At 63.1% G+C, this 17,608-nt stretch carries 18 protein-coding genes and 1 pseudogene; 7 read left to right on the top strand and 12 right to left on the bottom strand.

From position 1 onward, the window contains the following. Positions 1-66: 66 nt before the first annotated feature. Complete coding sequence (locus ACSMEV_RS03545) at positions 67-915, top strand: Tim44 domain-containing protein (protein ID WP_459207278.1); 849 nt, start codon at positions 67-69, stop codon at positions 913-915. A 116-nt stretch (positions 916-1,031) separates the two neighbouring features. Further along, on the top strand, positions 1,032-1,439 hold the full coding sequence (locus ACSMEV_RS03550; protein WP_413045715.1) for an SMI1/KNR4 family protein: 408 nt from the start codon (positions 1,032-1,034) through the stop codon (positions 1,437-1,439). 50 nt (positions 1,440-1,489) lie between these two features. Here ACSMEV_RS03550 and ACSMEV_RS03555 read toward each other — a convergent pair whose 3' ends face one another. Further along, positions 1,490-3,253 carry a cation:proton antiporter gene (locus ACSMEV_RS03555; protein ID WP_459207279.1) on the bottom strand — a complete coding sequence of 588 codons (1,764 nt, stop codon included), beginning with the start codon at positions 3,251-3,253 and terminating at the stop codon, positions 1,490-1,492. 310 nt (positions 3,254-3,563) lie between these two features. Between ACSMEV_RS03555 and ACSMEV_RS03560 the strand changes: the two genes are divergently transcribed. After that, positions 3,564-4,049, top strand: a complete 486-nt coding sequence (locus tag ACSMEV_RS03560; protein ID WP_296267010.1) for an acyl-CoA thioesterase — start codon at positions 3,564-3,566, stop codon at positions 4,047-4,049. On the opposite strand, the gene pdxY is transcribed toward ACSMEV_RS03560, so the two are convergent. Then, positions 4,046-4,918 (bottom strand): pyridoxal kinase PdxY, encoded by an 873-nt coding sequence (pdxY, locus tag ACSMEV_RS03565; RefSeq protein ID WP_459207280.1) that lies wholly within the window; start codon positions 4,916-4,918, stop codon positions 4,046-4,048. The two genes, ACSMEV_RS03560 and pdxY, sit on opposite strands and share 4 nt — an antisense overlap. A 114-nt stretch (positions 4,919-5,032) precedes the next feature. Between pdxY and ACSMEV_RS03570 the strand changes: the two genes are divergently transcribed. Then, complete coding sequence (locus ACSMEV_RS03570; protein WP_459207281.1) at positions 5,033-5,437, top strand: DUF3301 domain-containing protein; 405 nt, start codon at positions 5,033-5,035, stop codon at positions 5,435-5,437. A 3-nt stretch (positions 5,438-5,440) separates the two neighbouring features. Here the strand turns inward: ACSMEV_RS03570 and ACSMEV_RS03575 are convergent, their stop codons facing one another. Genes ACSMEV_RS03575 through zigA form a run of 3 tightly spaced genes read right to left on the bottom strand, consistent with a single transcriptional unit; the run spans position 5,441 to position 8,287 of the window. Beyond that, positions 5,441-6,409 carry a CobW family GTP-binding protein gene (locus ACSMEV_RS03575; protein WP_459207282.1) on the bottom strand — a complete coding sequence of 323 codons (969 nt, stop codon included), beginning with the start codon at positions 6,407-6,409 and terminating at the stop codon, positions 5,441-5,443. Positions 6,410-6,449: 40 nt separating this feature from the next. Beyond that, positions 6,450-7,082, bottom strand: coding sequence for a DUF1826 domain-containing protein (locus ACSMEV_RS03580; protein WP_459207283.1), 633 nt, complete (start codon positions 7,080-7,082; stop codon positions 6,450-6,452). Next, positions 7,079-8,287, bottom strand: coding sequence for a zinc metallochaperone GTPase ZigA (gene zigA / locus ACSMEV_RS03585; protein WP_459207284.1), 1,209 nt, complete (start codon positions 8,285-8,287; stop codon positions 7,079-7,081). Before zigA ends, ACSMEV_RS03580 begins: the two co-directional genes overlap by 4 nt. A 110-nt stretch (positions 8,288-8,397) precedes the next feature. Between zigA and ACSMEV_RS03590 the strand changes: the two genes are divergently transcribed. After that, complete coding sequence (locus ACSMEV_RS03590) at positions 8,398-8,778, top strand: glutamine synthetase (RefSeq protein WP_459207285.1); 381 nt, start codon at positions 8,398-8,400, stop codon at positions 8,776-8,778. A 25-nt stretch (positions 8,779-8,803) separates the two neighbouring features. Continuing rightward, complete coding sequence (gene folE2, locus ACSMEV_RS03595) at positions 8,804-9,694, top strand: GTP cyclohydrolase FolE2 (protein WP_459207286.1); 891 nt, start codon at positions 8,804-8,806, stop codon at positions 9,692-9,694. 1 nt (position 9,695) lies between these two features. Here folE2 and ACSMEV_RS03600 read toward each other — a convergent pair whose 3' ends face one another. Continuing rightward, a complete protein-coding gene (locus tag ACSMEV_RS03600) occupies positions 9,696-10,223 on the bottom strand; it encodes a DUF3617 domain-containing protein (RefSeq protein ID WP_459207287.1) in 528 nt (175 codons plus the stop codon). 127 nt (positions 10,224-10,350) lie between these two features. Here ACSMEV_RS03600 and cls point away from each other — a divergent pair, with 127 nt between their 5' ends. Further along, positions 10,351-11,790: a cardiolipin synthase gene (gene cls / locus ACSMEV_RS03605; protein WP_459207288.1), complete on the top strand. Its 1,440-nt coding sequence runs from the start codon at positions 10,351-10,353 to the stop codon at positions 11,788-11,790. A 2-nt stretch (positions 11,791-11,792) separates the two neighbouring features. Here cls and cfaB read toward each other — a convergent pair whose 3' ends face one another. The 6 genes and pseudogenes from cfaB to ACSMEV_RS03635 form a co-directional block, all read right to left on the bottom strand. After that, positions 11,793-12,977 carry a C17 cyclopropane fatty acid synthase CfaB gene (cfaB, locus tag ACSMEV_RS03610; RefSeq protein ID WP_459207289.1) on the bottom strand — a complete coding sequence of 395 codons (1,185 nt, stop codon included), beginning with the start codon at positions 12,975-12,977 and terminating at the stop codon, positions 11,793-11,795. 97 nt (positions 12,978-13,074) lie between these two features. Next, the gene (gene hcnC / locus ACSMEV_RS03615) at positions 13,075-14,313 is read right to left on the bottom strand and encodes a cyanide-forming glycine dehydrogenase subunit HcnC (RefSeq protein ID WP_459207290.1); all 1,239 of its coding nucleotides are present in this window, start codon (positions 14,311-14,313) and stop codon (positions 13,075-13,077) included. Between the two features lies 1 nt (position 14,314). After that, entirely contained in the window at positions 14,315-15,709 is a 1,395-nt protein-coding gene (gene hcnB / locus ACSMEV_RS03620) for a cyanide-forming glycine dehydrogenase subunit HcnB (protein WP_459207291.1), read from the bottom strand. After that, a complete protein-coding gene (gene hcnA, locus ACSMEV_RS03625) occupies positions 15,706-16,011 on the bottom strand; it encodes a cyanide-forming glycine dehydrogenase subunit HcnA (protein WP_296267034.1) in 306 nt (101 codons plus the stop codon). Before hcnA ends, hcnB begins: the two co-directional genes overlap by 4 nt. Positions 16,012-16,340: 329 nt before the next feature. Further along, positions 16,341-16,604 (bottom strand): annotated as a pseudogene (locus ACSMEV_RS03630) (BrnA antitoxin family protein). A gap of 181 nt (positions 16,605-16,785) precedes the next feature. Next, on the bottom strand, positions 16,786-17,373 hold the full coding sequence (locus ACSMEV_RS03635) for a hypothetical protein (protein ID WP_459207292.1): 588 nt from the start codon (positions 17,371-17,373) through the stop codon (positions 16,786-16,788). Between the last annotated feature and the right edge of the window lie 235 nt (positions 17,374-17,608).

Raw genomic sequence — 17,608 nt, forward strand, 5'->3', positions numbered from 1 at the left:
TGGTCAGCGGTCTAGCAACCTGTGCACCATTCGCGCGTGCAATCCACAAGACGGGAAATCCCACTTATGCAACGTTTTCTTAGCATCGCCCTGGCCCTGTGCCTTGGCCTGACGCTGAGCCTCGATGCCAACGCCAAGCGTTTCGGCGGCGGCAAGAGCTCGGGTTCCGCGCCCATCCACCAGACCCGCCAGGCCGCGCCCGCCTCGCCAACCCCAGGCGCTGCGGCCACCGCACCAGGTCGCGCTCCCGCGGCGGCCAGCGGTGCTTCGCGCTGGCTCGGCCCGCTGGCCGGTATCGCCGCTGGTGGCCTGCTGGCCTCCATGTTCATGGGCGACGGCTTCCAGGGCATGCAGCTGTTCGACATCCTGATCATGGGCCTGATCGCCTTCCTGGTGTTCCGCTTCATCGCCGCCCGCCGCCGCAAGCAGCAGGCCGACATGGCCCCTGCCGGCCACGCGCCGTACCAGCGCGAAGCGCACCAGCCCGTGCAGCAGCCCACCTTCGGTGGCGGCAGCGCTGCCCCGGCGCCAACGATCAACGCCCCGGCCTGGTTCAACGAAGCCAGCTTCCTGGCCGCTGCCCGCTCGCATTTCCAGACCTTGCAGCAGCATTGGGATGGCAACGAGATGGACAAGATCGCCGAGTTCGTCACCCCGCAACTGCTCGACTCGCTCAAGCGTGAACGCGCCAGCGAAACCGAGGGCTTCAAGTCGACCTACATCGACGACCTCGACGTGCAGCTCGACGGTGTCGACGATCGTGCCGACATGACCATCGCCACCCTGACCTTCCGTGGCGTGGCCAAAACCTCGCGCTTCGAGCAGGGCGAGGCGTTCAGCGAAAGCTGGCACATGCAGCGCGCGCAGGGTGAAAACCAGCCTTGGCTGCTCGCCGGTATCCGCCAGAACGGCTGATCCAGAGCGCTCCACACAAAACCCCCGGGTCACTCCCGGGGGTTTTTTGCTTTAAGCCCAGCGTATGACTAGGGTATAACCCGCTGCATTGCCAACCAGGTTAGAGGATGTAAACCGTGGAAGAAGTGATCGAACAGCTCCGTGAAGCCAACGAGCCCGTGCCCGTGCCCCTGGAGCTTCCTGACGAAGACCAGCTGGTCGAAATCGAAGAACAACTGTTCATCAACATTCCTTTCGTGTTCAAGGAATTCCTGCTGCACGTCAGCGACGTGGTCTACGGCTCCCTGGAACCGGTCACCGTCACCGACCCGCAGTCGCACACCTACCTGCCCGACGTCGCCTCCAACGCCTGGGACGCCGGCGTGCCGCGCGACCTCATCCCGCTGTGCCAGGACGGGGACGACTACTACTGCGTGGAAGAAGACGGCACCGTGGTGCTGTGGAGCGGCGAAGAGGAACTGGTCCTCGACGAGAGCTGGGAATCGGTCTGGCACTGGGCGCGGGACGTCTGGCTGGAAAGCTGATAACCCCCGCATCCTGAAGAAGGCCCCGTATTTCGGGGCCTTCGTGCATCTCAGGAATGGGACTGGTCGCGGTTGTTCTCCAGCGTCTCCAATAAGGCGATCTGCATGCGCGTGTGCACGCGGATGAACCAGCGCCACAGCACCGCCACCACCACGGCCGCCACCACGGCGATGATCAGCAACAGCTCGTTGGTCGGCAGAATGCTGGCCGACAGCGCCGACAGCAGGAAGAAGATCACCAGCAACGACAGCAGCGGAATGACCTCGGCGACGACCCGCCGTACCCGCTGGGTATGCCGCCCCGCCATGTCGGGCGTGACGCCCATCTCCGCCAGCAGCATCGACAGCGCCTTGAGCTTGCGGTACGCGGCGATCAGGAACGGCAGCGACAGCAACAGCGCCGCACCCCAGATCAGCCCCTTCTGCTGCCCGACATCGATCACCCACTGGCTCAACCACAGGCCCAGGCGGTTGGCGAAGTAGCCGCCGCTGAAGAAGATGGCGATCACCAACGCCAGGTTCACCCCCACCTGCAACAGGATGCGCCGGATCATCGCCGCCAGCATCGCACCTTCACCCTGCGGCTGGATGCTGCGCAGCCACTCGCCATACAGCGACAGCACCCGGCCGAGACGCTTGGGCATCACCCTGCCCAGCTTCAGCGATAAGGGGTCAGCGGCGCGGATCAGGTAGGGCGTGAGCAAGGTGGTGATGGCCGACACCGCTACGGCCACTGGGTAGAGGAAGTCGCTGGTTACCTGGAGCGTCATGCCCAGCGCCGCGATGATGAAGGAAAACTCGCCGATCTGAGACAGGCCCATGCCCACCCGCAGCGAGGTGCGGCCATCGTTGCCGGCGATGAACGCGCCCATGCCGCACGACAGCATCTTGCCCAGCACCACCGCACAGGTGATGACCACGATCGGCCAGGCGTAGTCGACCAGCACCTGCGGGTCGATCATCAGGCCGATGGCGACGAAGAAGATCGCGCTGAACAGGTCGCGCACCGGCTCGATCAGCCGTTCGATCTTCAGCAACTGACGCGACTCGGCCATGATCGCGCCGATCAGGAAGGCGCCCAGCACCATGCTGTATTCGAGCTTGACCACCAGCAGGCAGAAGCCGAAGCACAGGCCCAGCACAGTGATCAGCAGCATTTCGTTGCTTTCGAACTTGGCCACGTAGGCCAGCAGGCGCGGCACCAGCAGGATGCCGATGACCAGCGCCACGACCATGAATAGCGACAGCTTGCCGACCGTGGAGAACACCTCGCCCGAACTGACCGTGCCGCTGACGGCGATGCCCGACAGCAAGGCGATGATGCCGATGCCGAGGATGTCTTCGACGATCAGCACGCCGAAGATCAACTGCGCGAAGCGCTCGTTCTTCATCTTCAGGTCGTTGAGCGCCTTGACGATGATGGTGGTCGAGGAAATCGCCAGGATGGCGCCGAGGAACAGCGAATCCATGGTGCTCCAGCCGAACCAGCGGCCGATCTCGAAACCGATCCAGATCATCAGGACGATTTCCAGAAACGCTGCGATGAACGCCGTGGCGCCCACCTTGAACAGCTTGCGCAGGCTGAACTCGAGCCCTAAGCAGAACATCAGGAAGATCACCCCCAGCTCGGCCAGGATCTTGATGGTGTCTTCGTCGTGGATCAGGCCGAAAGGCGGGGTGTGCGGGCCGATGATGAAGCCGGCTACGATGTAGCCGAGCACCACCGGTTGCTTGAGCCGGTGGAACAGAATCGTCACCACCCCGGCGACCAGCATGATCACCGCCAGATCCTGGATGAAGCTGATGGCATGCATGGCGTGGTTCTCCTTGTTCGATGCACGAAGCCAGTCCCGGCGCTGCCCAGGCCATGGGCGGTGCCGAGTACAAAATGTTCTGGGAATGGTAAGCCCATGTTGCATGGGCGCAGTCAGGGTAACATCGCACCCTGCCGCGAACGGCCGGTGCAATATGCCGAAACAGATCGCTTGCCCCAGGCCCTTCGAACGGCCGGGCGTGACGCGCCCGTGACGCCTAGCGTCCGGTATCAGAACCCACACGATGAAGGGGAAGCCTGTGCCTTCGACTACACCCCCCCGATCCACGCAACCCCCTCAAGAGCCGCTTATGGAACCTGGAAACGCCCAGTTGACGATGACCGTCCTGATGACACCGGACATGGCCAACTTCTCCGGCAACGTCCACGGCGGCACGCTGCTCAAGTATCTCGACGAAGTGGCCTACGCCTGCGCCAGCCGCTATGCCGGCAGCTATGTGGTGACCTTGTCGGTGGACCAGGTGATCTTCCGCGAGCCGGTGCACGTCGGTGAGCTGGTGACCTTCCTGGCCTCGGTCAACTACACCGGCAACACGTCCATGGAAGTGGGGATCAAGGTAGTGACCGAGAACATCCGCCAGCGCTCGGTGCGCCACTCCAACAGCTGCTTCTTCACCATGGTCGCGGTCGACGACCAGCGCCGCCCGGTGCCAGTGCCGCCCCGCCAGCCGCAGGACAGCGAAAGCAAACGGCGTTTCCTGCAAGGCCAGCAGCGCCGGCAGATCCGCCAGGAACTGGAGCAGCGCTACAAAGACCTGAAAACCGACGGCGTTTAAACCGTCAGCGGCGTGGCCTCGAAGCGTACTCGTGGGTGGGCGATGCGGTCCTGGGCGCGTACCAGTTGCAGCTCGTAGCTGGCGCAGGCCTGGGTTTCCAAGAGCACTTCGTGCACGGCCGAAGCAGCGAACTCGAAAGCCTGCAGCCAGGAGTCGCCGAGCAGCACGCGGGCCATGAACAGGCCCGACGTCAGGTCGCCCACGCCCACCGGCTGGCGCGGGAAGGCCAGCAGCGGCCGACGCAGGTGCCAGGTGTGCTCGGCGGTCACCAGCAGCATCTCGAAGGCATCGTCGGCGCGCCCCGGGTAGGCCAGATGCTTGACCAGCACCACTTGGGGGCCACGCGCCAGCAGGCTGCGGGCCATGTCGACGCAGTCTTCCAGGGAGCGCGCGCGGCGGCCACAGAAGGTGTCCAGTTCCAGTTGGTTGGGGCACAGGATGTCGGCCTTGGCCAAGGCATGCTCCAGCAGGAAGTCGCTGACCGCCGCCGGTACGCTGCAGCCCTTCTCCGCATGGCCCATGACCGGATCGCACAAGTACAGCGCCTTGGGGTTGCTGGTCTTGATGCGCTCGACCCCGGCCAGGATCGCCCGGCCCTGCTCGGCGCTGCCCAGGTAGCCCGACAGCACCGCGTCGCACTCGCCCAGCTCGCCGATGGCGCTGATGCCTTCCACCAGCGCCGGAATCTGCGCCGGCGCCAGCACTTCTCCGGCCCACTGGCCATACTGCGTGTGGTTGGAGAACTGCACGGTGTTGAGCGGCCAGACGTTCACCCCAAGGCGCTGCATCGGGAACACTGCCGCGCTGTTGCCGGCGTGGCCGAACACGAGGTGGGACTGGATGGCGAGCAGATGCGGTGTACGTTTCATGCGGGGATTTCCAAAACGGTGAGGATTCGCGCCGCGCAGTATGAACCCCAAGACCACCTGTACGACAGGCCGGCGACGCAGTTAAGCTGCGCCGTCCCGTTTGGAGCCAAGCCCATGTTGACCCTGGAAAACCTTTTCGTCCTGATGCTGCTGGCCAGCGCCGGCGCGTGGATCTGGCACAACCACGGGCTGCGGGAAAAAGCGCTGGAACGGGTCAAGCAGCATTGCGCCAAGCTCGACCTGGAACTGCTCGACGATGCCGTGGCGCTCAAACGTATCGGTTTCGCCCGCGACGCCAAGGGCAGGAAACGCCTGGCGCGCATCTACAACTTCGAGTTCACCGTGACCGGCGAACAGCGCCATCCAGGGGTGGTCACGCAGTTCGGTGCCCACACGATGCAGATCGAGCTGGCGCCCTACCCCTTCGAAGTCCAGACGCCGCCTACCAGCGTACCCAAGGCCGACAACGTCGTGGAGATGCAGCAATGGCGTCGCCAGCACGATCGTTGGCATCCCTGAAAGTTACGTCAGCAGGCAAGCGGTAAAGGCCCGGGTCAGACATTCGACTGCTTGGGGCTGATCGAAAATCAGCTCGAGGCGGGTATCGTTGCGCCAAGCGCTGGCTTGCCAGTCGACAGGGTCGGGCGCACGCCCATTGCAGGACACCCATCCGGCCTCGCTGTGGATAACGCCTTTGGCGCGCTTCCAAGGCTGTCGCTCCAGCACGGTTCGAATGCGCGCGCTGGAAAACTGCCGGCTCGGGTGCCAGCGCCAGCCTACGCTCCAACCGCCCTCGCCCCCGGCAGTCTGCACGATGGGGCTGTGGATATCTTTCCATAGCGTCCCTACGATCGGAGCGTTGTCCACACCTTCGAAGGATGCCAGATTCGCAGCAGGATGAATCGATTCTGCAAAGGGCAGGTTGTGGAAAACCATTTCCCCATGATTTGTCCACAGCCTCTCTATTTCGGGCAGCTTAGCGGTTATCAACAGCCGCTCGGAATGACCCACAGCCCCTGACTTGTTGATAACTAACAAACCGGCCTCGTCCAATGCCTGCGCGTGGACCTCCGGCAAGGGTTCGCCCCGTGCCAATGCCTGCGCATCCAGCACCATGACCATCGGCTGAACCGCCAAAACGCCGCGCCAAGGCGCCTGCTTCAGCTGTTCCAGCAATTGCAGGGGATGGCCAAGGCCGGAGGGCTCGATGAACAGCCGGTGTGGCTTGATGCGCCTCAGAAGCCGCCCCAAACCCACCTGAAACGGCACACCATTGACGCAGCACAAGCATCCGCCCGCCACTTCCGCGATTTGCAGCCCTGGCTCGTCGCGGCTGAGCAAGGCGGCGTCCAGCCCCACTTGGCCGAATTCGTTGATCAACACCGCCCAGCGCTCTTGCGCCGGGCGCTGTGCCAGCAGGCAGCGCAGCACGCTGGTCTTGCCGGCGCCCAAAGGGCCGGCGATGAGGTGGGTAGGAATGTTCTGGAGCATGGTCGCAGCCGTGGATAAAGTTATCCCCAACTATGGCGGATCATGCCAGCCAGTCAAGACTCAGCAGCAGACGGCGTTCACCCACAGGGGTCTCAGGCGACCTGTGGATAATTCCATGCCCTTCATTTCCCTGGAATTTTTCGCCTTTGAGGATGGCTACATCGCCCGTACACAGCCTCTGAATCTTATCCACAGGGGCTGGGCAGGTCTGTAAACGCGTACGGTCCAGGTATCCCTCCGGCAACCATTCGCTGCCCGCACCCACATAGGTGCTCAGCAATCGCAAGGGCACATGGTCGACGTGGAGGCGCGGACACATGGCACCTTCCAGCACCTTCAAGCGCACCCCCACCCGCCGCGCACCGAGCAGACAGGTATAGGCCGCCACCAACCAGGTGACGTCGGCGACGAAGGCTTCGTAGCCATGCACATCGGCAGCGCCTGCGAGCAGCCCCGACAGCACGGGCGTGCGCTGTTCGTCGACCTCGATGACGCGCTCGTCGAACAGTGGCCGCTCCAAGCCGATCACCACGGCGGCGAAGTCTTCCACCTGGGGCGGCAACTGCCGCTGCCAGACCGCAAGGTTGACCTCGTCGCGCAAAATCTCGGCCAGCACCTGCGGCGAGCGGTCGAACACTTGGTAGACATCGCGTTGACGCGTTTGGGCGATCATGCGGCCGCCTCCTCGGTCCACGGCCCGAAAGGATCGTCCAGGCGCAGCCAGGCCATGGGGCCGGCCGCCATTTCGCTTTCGCTCAACAGGCAGGCCTCCAGGTCGGTGGACAACCGTTCGAAGTCGATGCCCTGGCCGATGAACACCAGTTCCTGACGGCAATCGCCCACGTCGGGCGTCCAGTGCTTGAAGATCTCGGCGGCCTCGTCGCGGTCCTGCGGCCATTGCGTGCGTGGCACGAAACGCCACCAGCGCCCGGCCAGACCGTGACGCATCATGCCGCCGGCCTGCGACCAGCTGCCGGCTTCCTGGTACTTGCTGGCCAGCCAGAAGAAACCTTTGGAGCGCAGCAGTCGACCGTTCTGCCACGGCTGGTGGATGAAGTCATAGAAGCGCTGCGGGTGAAAGGGGCGGCGGGCCTGCCAAGTGGTGGCGGCGATGCCGTAAGCCTCGGTCTCAGGCACATGTTCGCCGCGCAGCTCCTGCAGCCAACCCGGCGCCTGCGAGGCCTGCTCGAAGTCGAACAACCCGGTGTCGAGTATCCGCGTCAGCGGCACCTGGCCCATGACCATGGGCAGCACCTGCGCGCGCGGATTGAGGCGCTGCACGATGGCGGTGAGTTCTTCGCGCTCGTGCTGGCTGACCAAGTCGATCTTGCTCAACAGGATCACGTCGGCGAACTCCACCTGCTCGATCAGCAGGTCGCTGATGGAGCGCTCGTCGTCTTCGCCCAAGGTCTCGCCACGGCTGGCCAGGGCCTCGGCGCCTTGGTAGTCGGCCATGAAGTTGAGCGCATCGACCACGGTGACCATGGTGTCGAGCCGGGCGAGGTCCGACAGGCTACGGCCCTGTTCGTCGCGAAAGGTAAAGGTCTCGGCCACCGGCAGCGGCTCGGAGATGCCGGTGGATTCGATCAGCAGGTAATCGAAGCGTCCCTCCTGGGCCAAGCGGGCCACCTCTTCGAGCAGGTCTTCGCGCAAGGTGCAGCAGATGCAGCCGTTGCTCATCTCCACCAGCTTCTCTTCGGCGCGGTTGAGGCTGACGTTGCGCTGCACGTCGCTGGCGTCGATGTTGATTTCGCTCATGTCGTTGACGATCACGGCTACGCGCAATTGCTCGCGATTGCGCAGTACATGGGTAAGCAGCGTGCTTTTGCCGGCGCCGAGAAAGCCGGACAGTACGGTGACGGGTAGACGGTTGGACATGCTTGGGCCTCATCGACAGGCGCATTCGAACGATGCGTTTGTAATACGTTATATTATAACAATACAATGGCGCAAAGCCGTTTCTGTCCGATCGATCCCTTGGTGTCGAAATGATCCTCCGCTCCTTGCTCATACCGCTGCTGCTGGTATCGCTGTGTCCGTCGGCCCACGCCTTGCCCCACGCCGATCTGCCGTTGTGCACCCGTTCCGCGACGCTGGTGGCCTGCAAGGATGGCCGCGGCAACTATTACAGCGTGCGCAGCGTCGGCACCACGCTGTACTTGCGCGGCTACGACGCAGCGGGCAAACGCTTGTGGTCGCAAACCAACGAGCGCCACGGCCCTCTGACGTTCTTCACCGGCCTGGCCTCCAACGGCGAGGCCTGGGTGGGCTACAGCCGGCGCGTCGGCTGGACGTCCATCAGCCGCGTTTCAAGCTCCAGCGGGCAACGTTTCAATCTGCATTGCAGCTTGATCGGCGGCTGCCGTTGATTTCCTTTTCGTAGCAGGTGCTCCCATGACCAGCCTTGTGCTCCCCGACGTTGCCGCCCAAACTACCCCTGCCGCCACAGCACTGAGCTGGGTAGGCATGTGCGGAATCGCTTTGCCAATTCAGTTCCAGAACCAACGCTTGAACGCCACGGCCGATGTCGGCGTCAGCCTTGACGATGCGCACGCGCGCGGCATCCATATGTCTCGCCTGTACCTGGCACTGGAAACGCTGGAAGCTACCGAACTCACGACTAATCAGCTGCACAGCCTTCTGCGGACCTTTCTTCACAGCCATGAAGGGCTATCGAAGGCCGCTTATGTACGGCTGCGTTTCGATCTCATGCTCAAGCGCCCCGCCCTGATCAGCCCTTTGGCTGGCTGGAAACACTACCCAATCGAAATCGATGCACGCCTCGTCGATGGAATGTTCCACGTGGAACACACTGTGGAAATCGTCTATTCCTCGACCTGCCCGTGCTCGGCAGCATTGGCGCGACAACTGATTCAAGACCGTTTCGTTGCGCGGTTCGGGACCAGCGATCACTTGTCCCATTCCGCCATCGTGGACTGGCTGGGCACCAGCGAAGGCATCGTCGCCACGCCCCACAGCCAGCGCAGCCGGGCGATCGTCAAGGTTCGAATGATCGAAGCGGCCGTATCGCCACCGACAGTGCGGCTGATCGACACCTTGGAGCAGGCATTGGGCACGGCCGTACAGACCGCTGTGAAGCGTGCAGACGAACAGGCGTTCGCTCTGGCCAACGGGCAAAATCCGATGTTTTGTGAGGATGCAGCGCGCCGGCTGCATAAAGCGCTGTCAGGTGAACGAACGCTGCAAGCGTTTCACCTGCGCGTGGAACATGCAGAAAGCCTGCATGCCCACGATGCGGTGGCGGAGAGCCAATGGCGTTGGTAGGTCAGGTACGTGGACGGATGTTGCCGCAGTCGCTGCCCTGCCACGCAGCGCGGGTGTTCATGCTGCCTTTCTGCTGCACGCCCGATGCGTTGAACGTACCGCTCACTTGAGTGATGAATTCGCGGTCGCTGAGGAAGGTCGCCGTGTCCGCACCTTGCGCACGCGGGCAGGTGAACTGGAACTTCCACACGTTGCCTTGACGCTCGGTGATCTTCTGCGTGCAGCCGGACTGCGGATCTTGCAGCGGGATGTCGTTGGTGTTGACCTGTTGCTGGGTCAGGCACGAGCGCACGCCCTTGCCAGCGATCGTGACGCCCTGCTTGGCCAGCATGCCCTCCATCATCGCCCGTTGTTCGGGTGGCAGGTTCTTCAGCTGGCCGAGCATGAAGTCCATGTCGGGCAGCTGTTTGCCGTCGACCTGCATGTCGCTGGTGGTCAGCTCCCACAGGCCTGGCTGCAGCATCTGGGCCTGCAACGCAGGTGAGGAAAGGCCCAAGGCCAGGGCAAGCAGTGGCAGACGCATGTTCATGGTGGATGCTCCTTGAAAGTGCCGGCCCCAAGCCGGACCCAGGCTTAGACGCCGTTTCGCCGCGCGGGTTGCACGCCATCCCGGGTTCGTGGTCTGTAGATCATTGCCCACGGATCGCAGGCCCTACATGGATTACCACAGCCCCTACTTCTTCGGCTATCTGCTCGGCTTCGTCCACCTCTGCGGCACCGCCGCCGCGCTGCACGCCTTGTTCACCGTACGTACCGCCCAGGGCGCGATCGCTTGGGCCATGTCGTTGCTGTTCATTCCCTACTTCACGCTCATCCCCTACCTGATCTTCGGCGCGCGCTCGTTCCCGGCCTACGTCAAGGCACGGCGCCAGGCCAACCAGGAACTGCACGCCGCCATGGCCGACCTCGACTGGCGGCCCTGGGTGGAAGAGGCACTGGCGGCGCGCGAATCGGACAGCTACCGCGCCCTGCGCGCCATGCCGCGCCTCAGCCGCATGCCGTGCCTGGCCAACAACCAGATCGCGCTGCTGGTGAACGGCAAGGCCACCTTCGAAGCCATCTTCGAGGCCATCGAGAGCGCCCGCGACACGGTGCTGGTGCAGTTCTTCATCATCCACAACGACATCATCGGCAAGGAATTGCAGCAACTGCTGCTGAAGAAAGCGGCCGAGGGCGTGCGCATCTTCGTGCTCTACGACCAGGTCGGCAGCCACGCCCTGCCCGGTCGCTACGACCAGACCTTGCGCGACGGTGGCGTGGAAGTCGCCTCCTTCGCCACCCGCCGCGGCTGGTTCAACCGCTTCCAGGTCAACTTCCGCAACCACCGCAAGATCGTCGTGGTCGACGGCAAGGTCGGTTTCGTCGGCGGGCACAATGTGGGCGACGAGTACCTGGGCGGTAACCCGAAGCTGTCGCCGTGGCGCGACACCCACGTGCAGGTGACCGGCCCGGTGTTGGCCTGTTTGCAGGAATCGTTCGCCGAAGACTGGTACTGGGCCACCCGCCGTCTGCCGCCGCTGATCCTGCAAGACAGCTACACCGACGATGGCGTGCTGTGCCAGGTTCTGGCCAGCGGACCGGCCGATTCCCAGGAAACCTGCGCGCTGTTCTTCCTGGAAGCCATCCACTCGGCGACCAAACGGGTGTGGATCACCAGCCCCTACTTCATTCCCGACGAAGGCATTTCCGCCGCCCTGCGTCTGGCGGTACTGCGCGGGGTGGACGTGCGCATCCTGATCCCGGCGCGCCCCGACCACCGCATCGTCTACGCCGCCACCACGCTGTATGCCCTCGAAGCCGTGCGTGCCGGCGTGCGCGTCTTCCGCTACCAACCGGGTTTCGTGCACCAGAAAGTGGTGCTGGTCGACGACGAGATCAGCGCCATCGGCAGCGCCAACCTCGACAACCGCTCCTTCCGCCTGAATTTCGAAATCATGCTGCTGACCATCGACCGCGCCTTCGCCGACGAGGTGGAGCAAATGCTGCTGGAAGATTTCGAACACTCCCAGGAGATCAGCCCGCAGGAGCGCCGCAACACGCACCGCCTCGACCAGTTGGGCATGCGCATCGCGCGGCTGATCTCGCCGATCCTCTAGCTCTAGCGGTACAAGTCGTCGCGGGTCCAGGGCAGGTCGTGGTGGCCATCGGCATGGGGTTTCACGGCCAGCACCTGGTGCAGGTTGATCCAGCCACGGGCGAAGGCGTGGGCGCAACCGGCCAGGTACAGGCGCCAGATGCGCAACGTCTGTTCGGGCACCAGGGCTGCGGCGCGGTGCAACTGATTCTCCAAGTTCTGGCTCCACAGGCTCAAGGTGCGTGCGTAGTGCAGACGTAGGCTTTCCACATCGACCACTTCCAAACCCGCCTCGCCACAAGCCTGGCTGACCATGCACAGGTGCGGCAGCTCGCCGTTGGGGAACACGTAGCGGTTGATGAAGGCGCCCGCGCCCTTGCCCACCGGCCGGCCGTCCACGCACTTGGCGGTGATGCCATGGTTCATCACCAGGCCGCCCTCGCGCACCGCGCCGAACAAGGTTTTGCAGTACAGCGCCAGATTGGCGTGGCCAACGTGCTCGAACATGCCGACGCTGACCACCTTGTCGAAGCGGCCGTCCTGGGGCAGCTCGCGGTAGTCGAGCAGTTGCAGCTCGACCTGGGCCGCCAACCCCTCCTCCTCCACCCGTTCCCGCGCCAGCGCCAACTGCTCCTTGCTCAGGGTGATGCCGAACACCCGCGCGCCGTATTCGCGCGCCGCGAAACGCGCCAAGCCACCCCAACCGCAGCCGACATCCAGCAGGTAGTCGCCCGCTTGCAAGCGCAGCTTGCGACACAGGTGGTCGAACTTGTGTTGCTGCGCTTCGTCTAGGGTGTCGTCCGGTTCGCGGAAGTACGCGCAGGAGTAGACCATGTCGCGGTCCAGCCACAGCTGGTAGAAGGCGTTGGAGACGTCGTAGTGGTAGGCGATAGACGCTGCGTCGGTCTGCTTGTCGTGGGCGGCGCGCACCGGCAGCGGCTCGTCGCCGTCCTTCAGGAAGGCTTCGCTCAGTTCGTCGCACACACGTACCGCCTCACCGATATCGCCCTCCAGCTCCAGCTTGCCGTCGACGAAGGCGGCGCCCAGGGTATCCAGGTTGGGATGGGTGAGCAGCCCGATGAACTGCGGTTCCTTGACCAGCAAAGTCACCTGAGGGTCAGGGCCCAGATCGAAAAGATGGCCGTCCCATAGTTTCAGGCGCAGCGGCAAGTGCAGGTTTTGCAGCGCAGGTGGAAGTTGCCCGAACATGAATCTCCCCTCCCCATGGATGAACGGGCGTCCCTGCCAATGGGACGCCCAGGGGATTGAGGTTAGTTCATTGGTGCGGACTTTCCCGAACGACCACTCAAGCCGGGGTGGCCGCCTTGGCGAAGCGCCGTGCCAGGAACGGTGTGATGTCCAGCGGCAAGGTTTCGCTATGCAGGGCCTTGTCCAGCATCACCCCGGTGATCGCCGAGGTCAGCATGCCGGTACGGAAATGCCCACAGGCGTTGTAGTACCCCGGCATGTCGTCCACCGGGCCGAGGATGGGCAGCTCGTCCGGCGAACCGGGCCGCAGGCCGGCCCAGGTGCGCTTGAGGTTGACCTGCTCCAGCGCCGGCACACAGCGGATGGCACCCTGCACCAGGCTGCTGATCTCTGGGAAGGTGGTGGTGACGTCGAAGCCCTTCTCTTCGGTGGTGCTGCCGATGAGGATCTCGCCGTTGTCCTTCTGCGCCATGTAGCAATCGCTGGTGGTGATGCAGCCGTCCAGTAGCTTGGGCAGGCGCTCGGTGAGCACGATCTGGCCCTTGACCGGCTTGACCGGAATGGACGTGCCGGTGGCCCACTCGCTGAGCTCGGCGGCCCAGGCGCCGGCGGCGTTGATCAAGGTGTCGCAGTGGAAGTCCCCGGCCTGCTCGGTGCGCACGCCCTTGATGCGCCCGTTGTGGTGCAGTACATCGGTGACGCGGGTGTTGAGGTACAGGTCGACGCCGTTCTGCCGCGCCGCTTCCATGTACGCATCACCCAGGCGGAATGGGCTGAGCTGGTGGTCGCAGAGGAACTCCAGCGCACCCTTGGCCTGCTCGGTGACCGCAGGCTCGCTGTCGCGCAGGTCCTTGCGGTCGAGCCAGCGGATCTGGTCTTGCAGGTGCGGGATGTGCTTGACGATGTGCTCGGCGTAGAGCTGGTCTTCGTCGTCCTGGATCACATACTTGAGGCCCGTGCGCTCGAACTTGAAGTCCATGCCGTGGCGCTCGATCAGCTCCTGGTGCAGGTGCGGGTACAGGGCGTTGGACTGCAACGCCAGGTCAAAGAAACATGGCGGCAGGATATGCGGCGTGCTCGAATCCACCGCCACCGCCGCACCGTGGGCCTGGCGCTTGGCCTGGGACGAGAGCATGCGGAAGAAGATCACCCCGCAGCCCAGGCCCACCGATTCGCCGATGGCCCACAGCCCGCCGGCCGAGGCGCGGGTGGCGTTGCCCGGGCGCTTGTCATCGATCAGGGCGATGCGCAGGTTGCCGCGCTTGGACAGTTGGTAGGCGCACGAGGCGCCGATCACCCCGGCGCCGGCGATCACGATGTCGTAGGTCTTGTTCATGTCAGGCCTCCGTGCCCAGGTCTTTGAATGCCGAAAACGGTACCGGATCGACCGGAAAGCGCGGCCGCAGCCAGCCCACGTCGGCGCGCCCGGTGGCGGCGCGCAGGCGGTCGCTGCAATAGCCCACGCACATGCGCCCCTGACAATCGCCCATGCTCACCCGGGTACGCATCTTCAGCCCGGCCATGTCCTGCACACCCTGTTCGAGCGCGAGATCGATGGCGCTGCGGGTAACCTGCTCGCAGCGGCAGATCACCGTGTCGGCCTGCGGCAGCTCGATCTGCGCAGGCCCGCGCGCGGTGTAGCGCTCGACCCCGGAGCGGAAGCGCTTGATGCCCGCCAGTTGCCCCAGGTAGCGCTCGCGCCGTTCGATGGCCTGTGCGGCGTCGAGCACACCGCGCTGCTGCAGGATCGACACCGCTGCCAGGCGCCCGGTGAGCATGGCCGCCTCGCCGCCACGGATGCCGGCCATGTCGCCGGCCAGATGGATGTGCGGCAGGCTGCTCTGCTGCCAAACGTTGCACTCGGCGCGCAGATAACCGTCGGCGCTGAAGCCATGGGCCAGGCCCAACTGCTGGCTGAGCTGCGTGCGCGGGATGAAGCCGTAGCCCACCGCCAGGGTTTGCACCGACTCGCGCTGCACCCGGCTAAGGTCGGCTTTCCAGGCCTGGTCGTAGGGCGCCACACTCACTTCGCTCAACTCGCCCTCGCCCCGCGCCTCGATCACGCCCCAGCCGTAGTGCATGGGGATGCCGTGCAGCTTCAAGTAGGCCAGCATGCTCAGGCCATCGAGGAACAGTTGCGGTTTGTTCATCAGCGCCAGGCTTTCCCGCGCGATGCGGTTGAAGGCGCATGCCTCGTACACCCCCGCCACCTTCGCCCCGGCCGCATGTAGCTGGCAGGCCACCAGCGGCAGCAACGGCCCGGTGCCGGCGATCAAGGTGCTGCCCAGCGGCTTGGCCACGTTGCTCTTGATCTGCAACTGCAAGCCACCGAGCAGGATCACCCCCGGCAAGGTCCAGCCCGGAAACGGCACGTTGCGCTCATGGCAGCCCGCAGCCAACACCAATTGTTCGTAGGCCACCGGCTGCAAGCGCTCGTGTTCGTCGAGCACCATCAGGCTGTGCTCGTCGCCGCCGACCACCCGGCTGTTCAACCGCAAGTCGACGTGCTCGGCGCAGGCCGCGAACTGCGCATGCAGCGCGCTCAACGCCTTGCTGTAGCGCGCCCCCAGATACCCCAGATCGACCCCGGCCCGCAGCGGCCCGCGATACACCACGCCACCCGGGCGCGACGCTTCGTCGATGAGCACGCACCCCACCCCCTCCCCCGCCAACTCGATGGCCGCCGCCATCCCCGCCGAGCCACCGCCGACGATCACCGGACGCACGCTCATGACCGCACCTCGCCGACGACTGCGTTGACCTGGGTCTCCACGCGCATGCCGGCACGCACCAGGGTCTGGCACGCGCGGCGCTTGGGGCGGCCGTCGATGGCGACAAGGCAACAGTGGCAGACGCCCATGCCACAGAAGGCACCGCTGACCTGCCCATGGTCATTGCGCGCGAGTTGGCGCAGGCCTACGGCGTTGAGGACGCTGAGGACGGTTTCGCCGGGGGCGGCGGTGACGGGGGTGCCGTTGATGTGGAGGGGGATTTGTTCGGGTGGGAGGGGTTGGATGTCTAGGGTTCGGTCCATGAAGGGTTGCCTGCTGTCCGTGTCGATGAAGGGGGACAGGGTACGGGAGGTGTCGGTGGGAAAAATTGACCTGGAGCGGGGGTTGAGTGGATAGGGGGTGGTGGGATGTTGGCGGGGGTAATCTACGATGCGGAGGGGGCACTTGAGCGAAATGTGGGAATCGCAGCTCTGTCGGCAAACAGCAGACTGCACCCTCCGCCATCACTGAGTGCTTGTGTCGATGGCGGAGGCGTTTGCTAAAGCTCTAGGCCCACGGAGTGATGAGGCAGGTTGTAGGGGTTTCGTACGGAGCCTGACAAGCGACACGTGGTGAGCGGTGCAAGTCATCCTTACTGCCTTGGCGGTTGATCCTGTTGGGCTTGCATATATCGGCGGAGCAGCTGATTGATGCGCGTCTGATAGCCCGTGCCCTGGCCTTCGAATCACTCCAGCACGTCTTCATCCAAGCGGATCGTCACTGTTTTTTTCACGGGGACGCGCAGCTCCGCACGATTGAAGAAATCGTCGCCGAGTTCCGGGATTTCGTGGGTATCGATTTCATGATCAGGCATGCTGGCGAGCTGCTCCCAGTCAGTTTTCGATGCTTTCGACATGGCGTCGGACCTCCAGTTTGGTGGCTTTTCGGGCTGAGATGACTCAGCCTAGGTTCGCATCACATTTGCAGCCCTTCACATTTACCGAGTCGTAAATGTTCGACTAACGCATCTTCTGATCCTGGCACTAGGCGCGATGGTACTCAAACAATTTGGAAAGACGCTATGGAAATCCAATCTTTTATTCCTGCTCCCCACAAGGATTAACTAATTGGAATATCTTCGTTGTTGTCGAATAGGGAATTTTGGTGTTAGCAATAAAACCTCCAACATAATTATATCGCCCGGTGTCCTTTACGAATTCACCTTGAGTACCAACAAAGATTTTTTTGCCCTTAGTTATTGCATCCAACATGATTTTCTTCTTCGCTAAGTCTGGCTTTTCGTCGGAATTAACCGGCCGTATTTGAAGAGCGTAGGCTTCGGTGAATATGTAGTAGTTCGGCGCTGTATTGACTGATGCCTGTGCGTGCGCGCACATCACTTCGCCTGCTTGGAGCTGCAAGATGGCCTTGTAGTGCTTATTACCGTAGCTGGCAAGAATCAGCCTTGTGCGAGTTTGTACCGCTAATGCATCCTGCAACTGACAGGGGATCATGTCACCGTAGGGGTGAGCGCACCATAACACCTGAGTCATAGTGACAACATCTTCTGGCTTCAACGCCAGGTCTTTCTGGATGGCCGCACGATCTTCGGGCTTTTCGTAGGGGATACGGGCGCACCCAGCGAGTAACAGGGGCGTGAGCAAGATAGCTAAAAGTAGATGCATTTTGGACTTCCTTGTGAGAAAGATTGGACCGCAGCATGATATACCGCTGCACTTGCTTGAAAGCTATTGATTTTAGTGATGACGGAATACCAAAAAAGCTAAAAATAATGACCATTGAGAAATATCAGAAATAATATTTCCTAATGCAACACTTAAGTCGACATATTGGGCATTATTGTTGCCTTCCACAGACGTCCATCTTTAGAGAATTCCATATGTCCCAATCTTCGTAGTC

Source organism: Pseudomonas sp. MLB6B, assembly GCF_054508135.1.

Coding starts and splice junctions, on each gene's coding strand:
- ACSMEV_RS03545 (WP_459207278.1), top strand. CDS start 67: ATGCAACGTTTTCTTAGCATCGCCCTGGCCCTGTGCCTTGGCCTGACG.
- ACSMEV_RS03555 (WP_459207279.1), bottom strand. CDS start 3,253: ATGCATGCCATCAGCTTCATCCAGGATCTGGCGGTGATCATGCTGGTC.
- ACSMEV_RS03560 (WP_296267010.1), top strand. CDS start 3,564: ATGGAACCTGGAAACGCCCAGTTGACGATGACCGTCCTGATGACACCG.
- pdxY (WP_459207280.1), bottom strand. CDS start 4,918: ATGAAACGTACACCGCATCTGCTCGCCATCCAGTCCCACCTCGTGTTC.
- ACSMEV_RS03570 (WP_459207281.1), top strand. CDS start 5,033: ATGTTGACCCTGGAAAACCTTTTCGTCCTGATGCTGCTGGCCAGCGCC.
- ACSMEV_RS03575 (WP_459207282.1), bottom strand. CDS start 6,409: ATGCTCCAGAACATTCCTACCCACCTCATCGCCGGCCCTTTGGGCGCC.
- ACSMEV_RS03580 (WP_459207283.1), bottom strand. CDS start 7,082: ATGATCGCCCAAACGCGTCAACGCGATGTCTACCAAGTGTTCGACCGC.
- zigA (WP_459207284.1), bottom strand. CDS start 8,287: ATGTCCAACCGTCTACCCGTCACCGTACTGTCCGGCTTTCTCGGCGCC.
- ACSMEV_RS03590 (WP_459207285.1), top strand. CDS start 8,398: ATGATCCTCCGCTCCTTGCTCATACCGCTGCTGCTGGTATCGCTGTGT.
- folE2 (WP_459207286.1), top strand. CDS start 8,804: ATGACCAGCCTTGTGCTCCCCGACGTTGCCGCCCAAACTACCCCTGCC.
- ACSMEV_RS03600 (WP_459207287.1), bottom strand. CDS start 10,223: ATGAACATGCGTCTGCCACTGCTTGCCCTGGCCTTGGGCCTTTCCTCA.
- cls (WP_459207288.1), top strand. CDS start 10,351: ATGGATTACCACAGCCCCTACTTCTTCGGCTATCTGCTCGGCTTCGTC.
- cfaB (WP_459207289.1), bottom strand. CDS start 12,977: ATGTTCGGGCAACTTCCACCTGCGCTGCAAAACCTGCACTTGCCGCTG.
- hcnC (WP_459207290.1), bottom strand. CDS start 14,313: ATGAACAAGACCTACGACATCGTGATCGCCGGCGCCGGGGTGATCGGC.
- hcnB (WP_459207291.1), bottom strand. CDS start 15,709: ATGAGCGTGCGTCCGGTGATCGTCGGCGGTGGCTCGGCGGGGATGGCG.
- hcnA (WP_296267034.1), bottom strand. CDS start 16,011: ATGGACCGAACCCTAGACATCCAACCCCTCCCACCCGAACAAATCCCC.
- ACSMEV_RS03635 (WP_459207292.1), bottom strand. CDS start 17,373: ATGCATCTACTTTTAGCTATCTTGCTCACGCCCCTGTTACTCGCTGGG.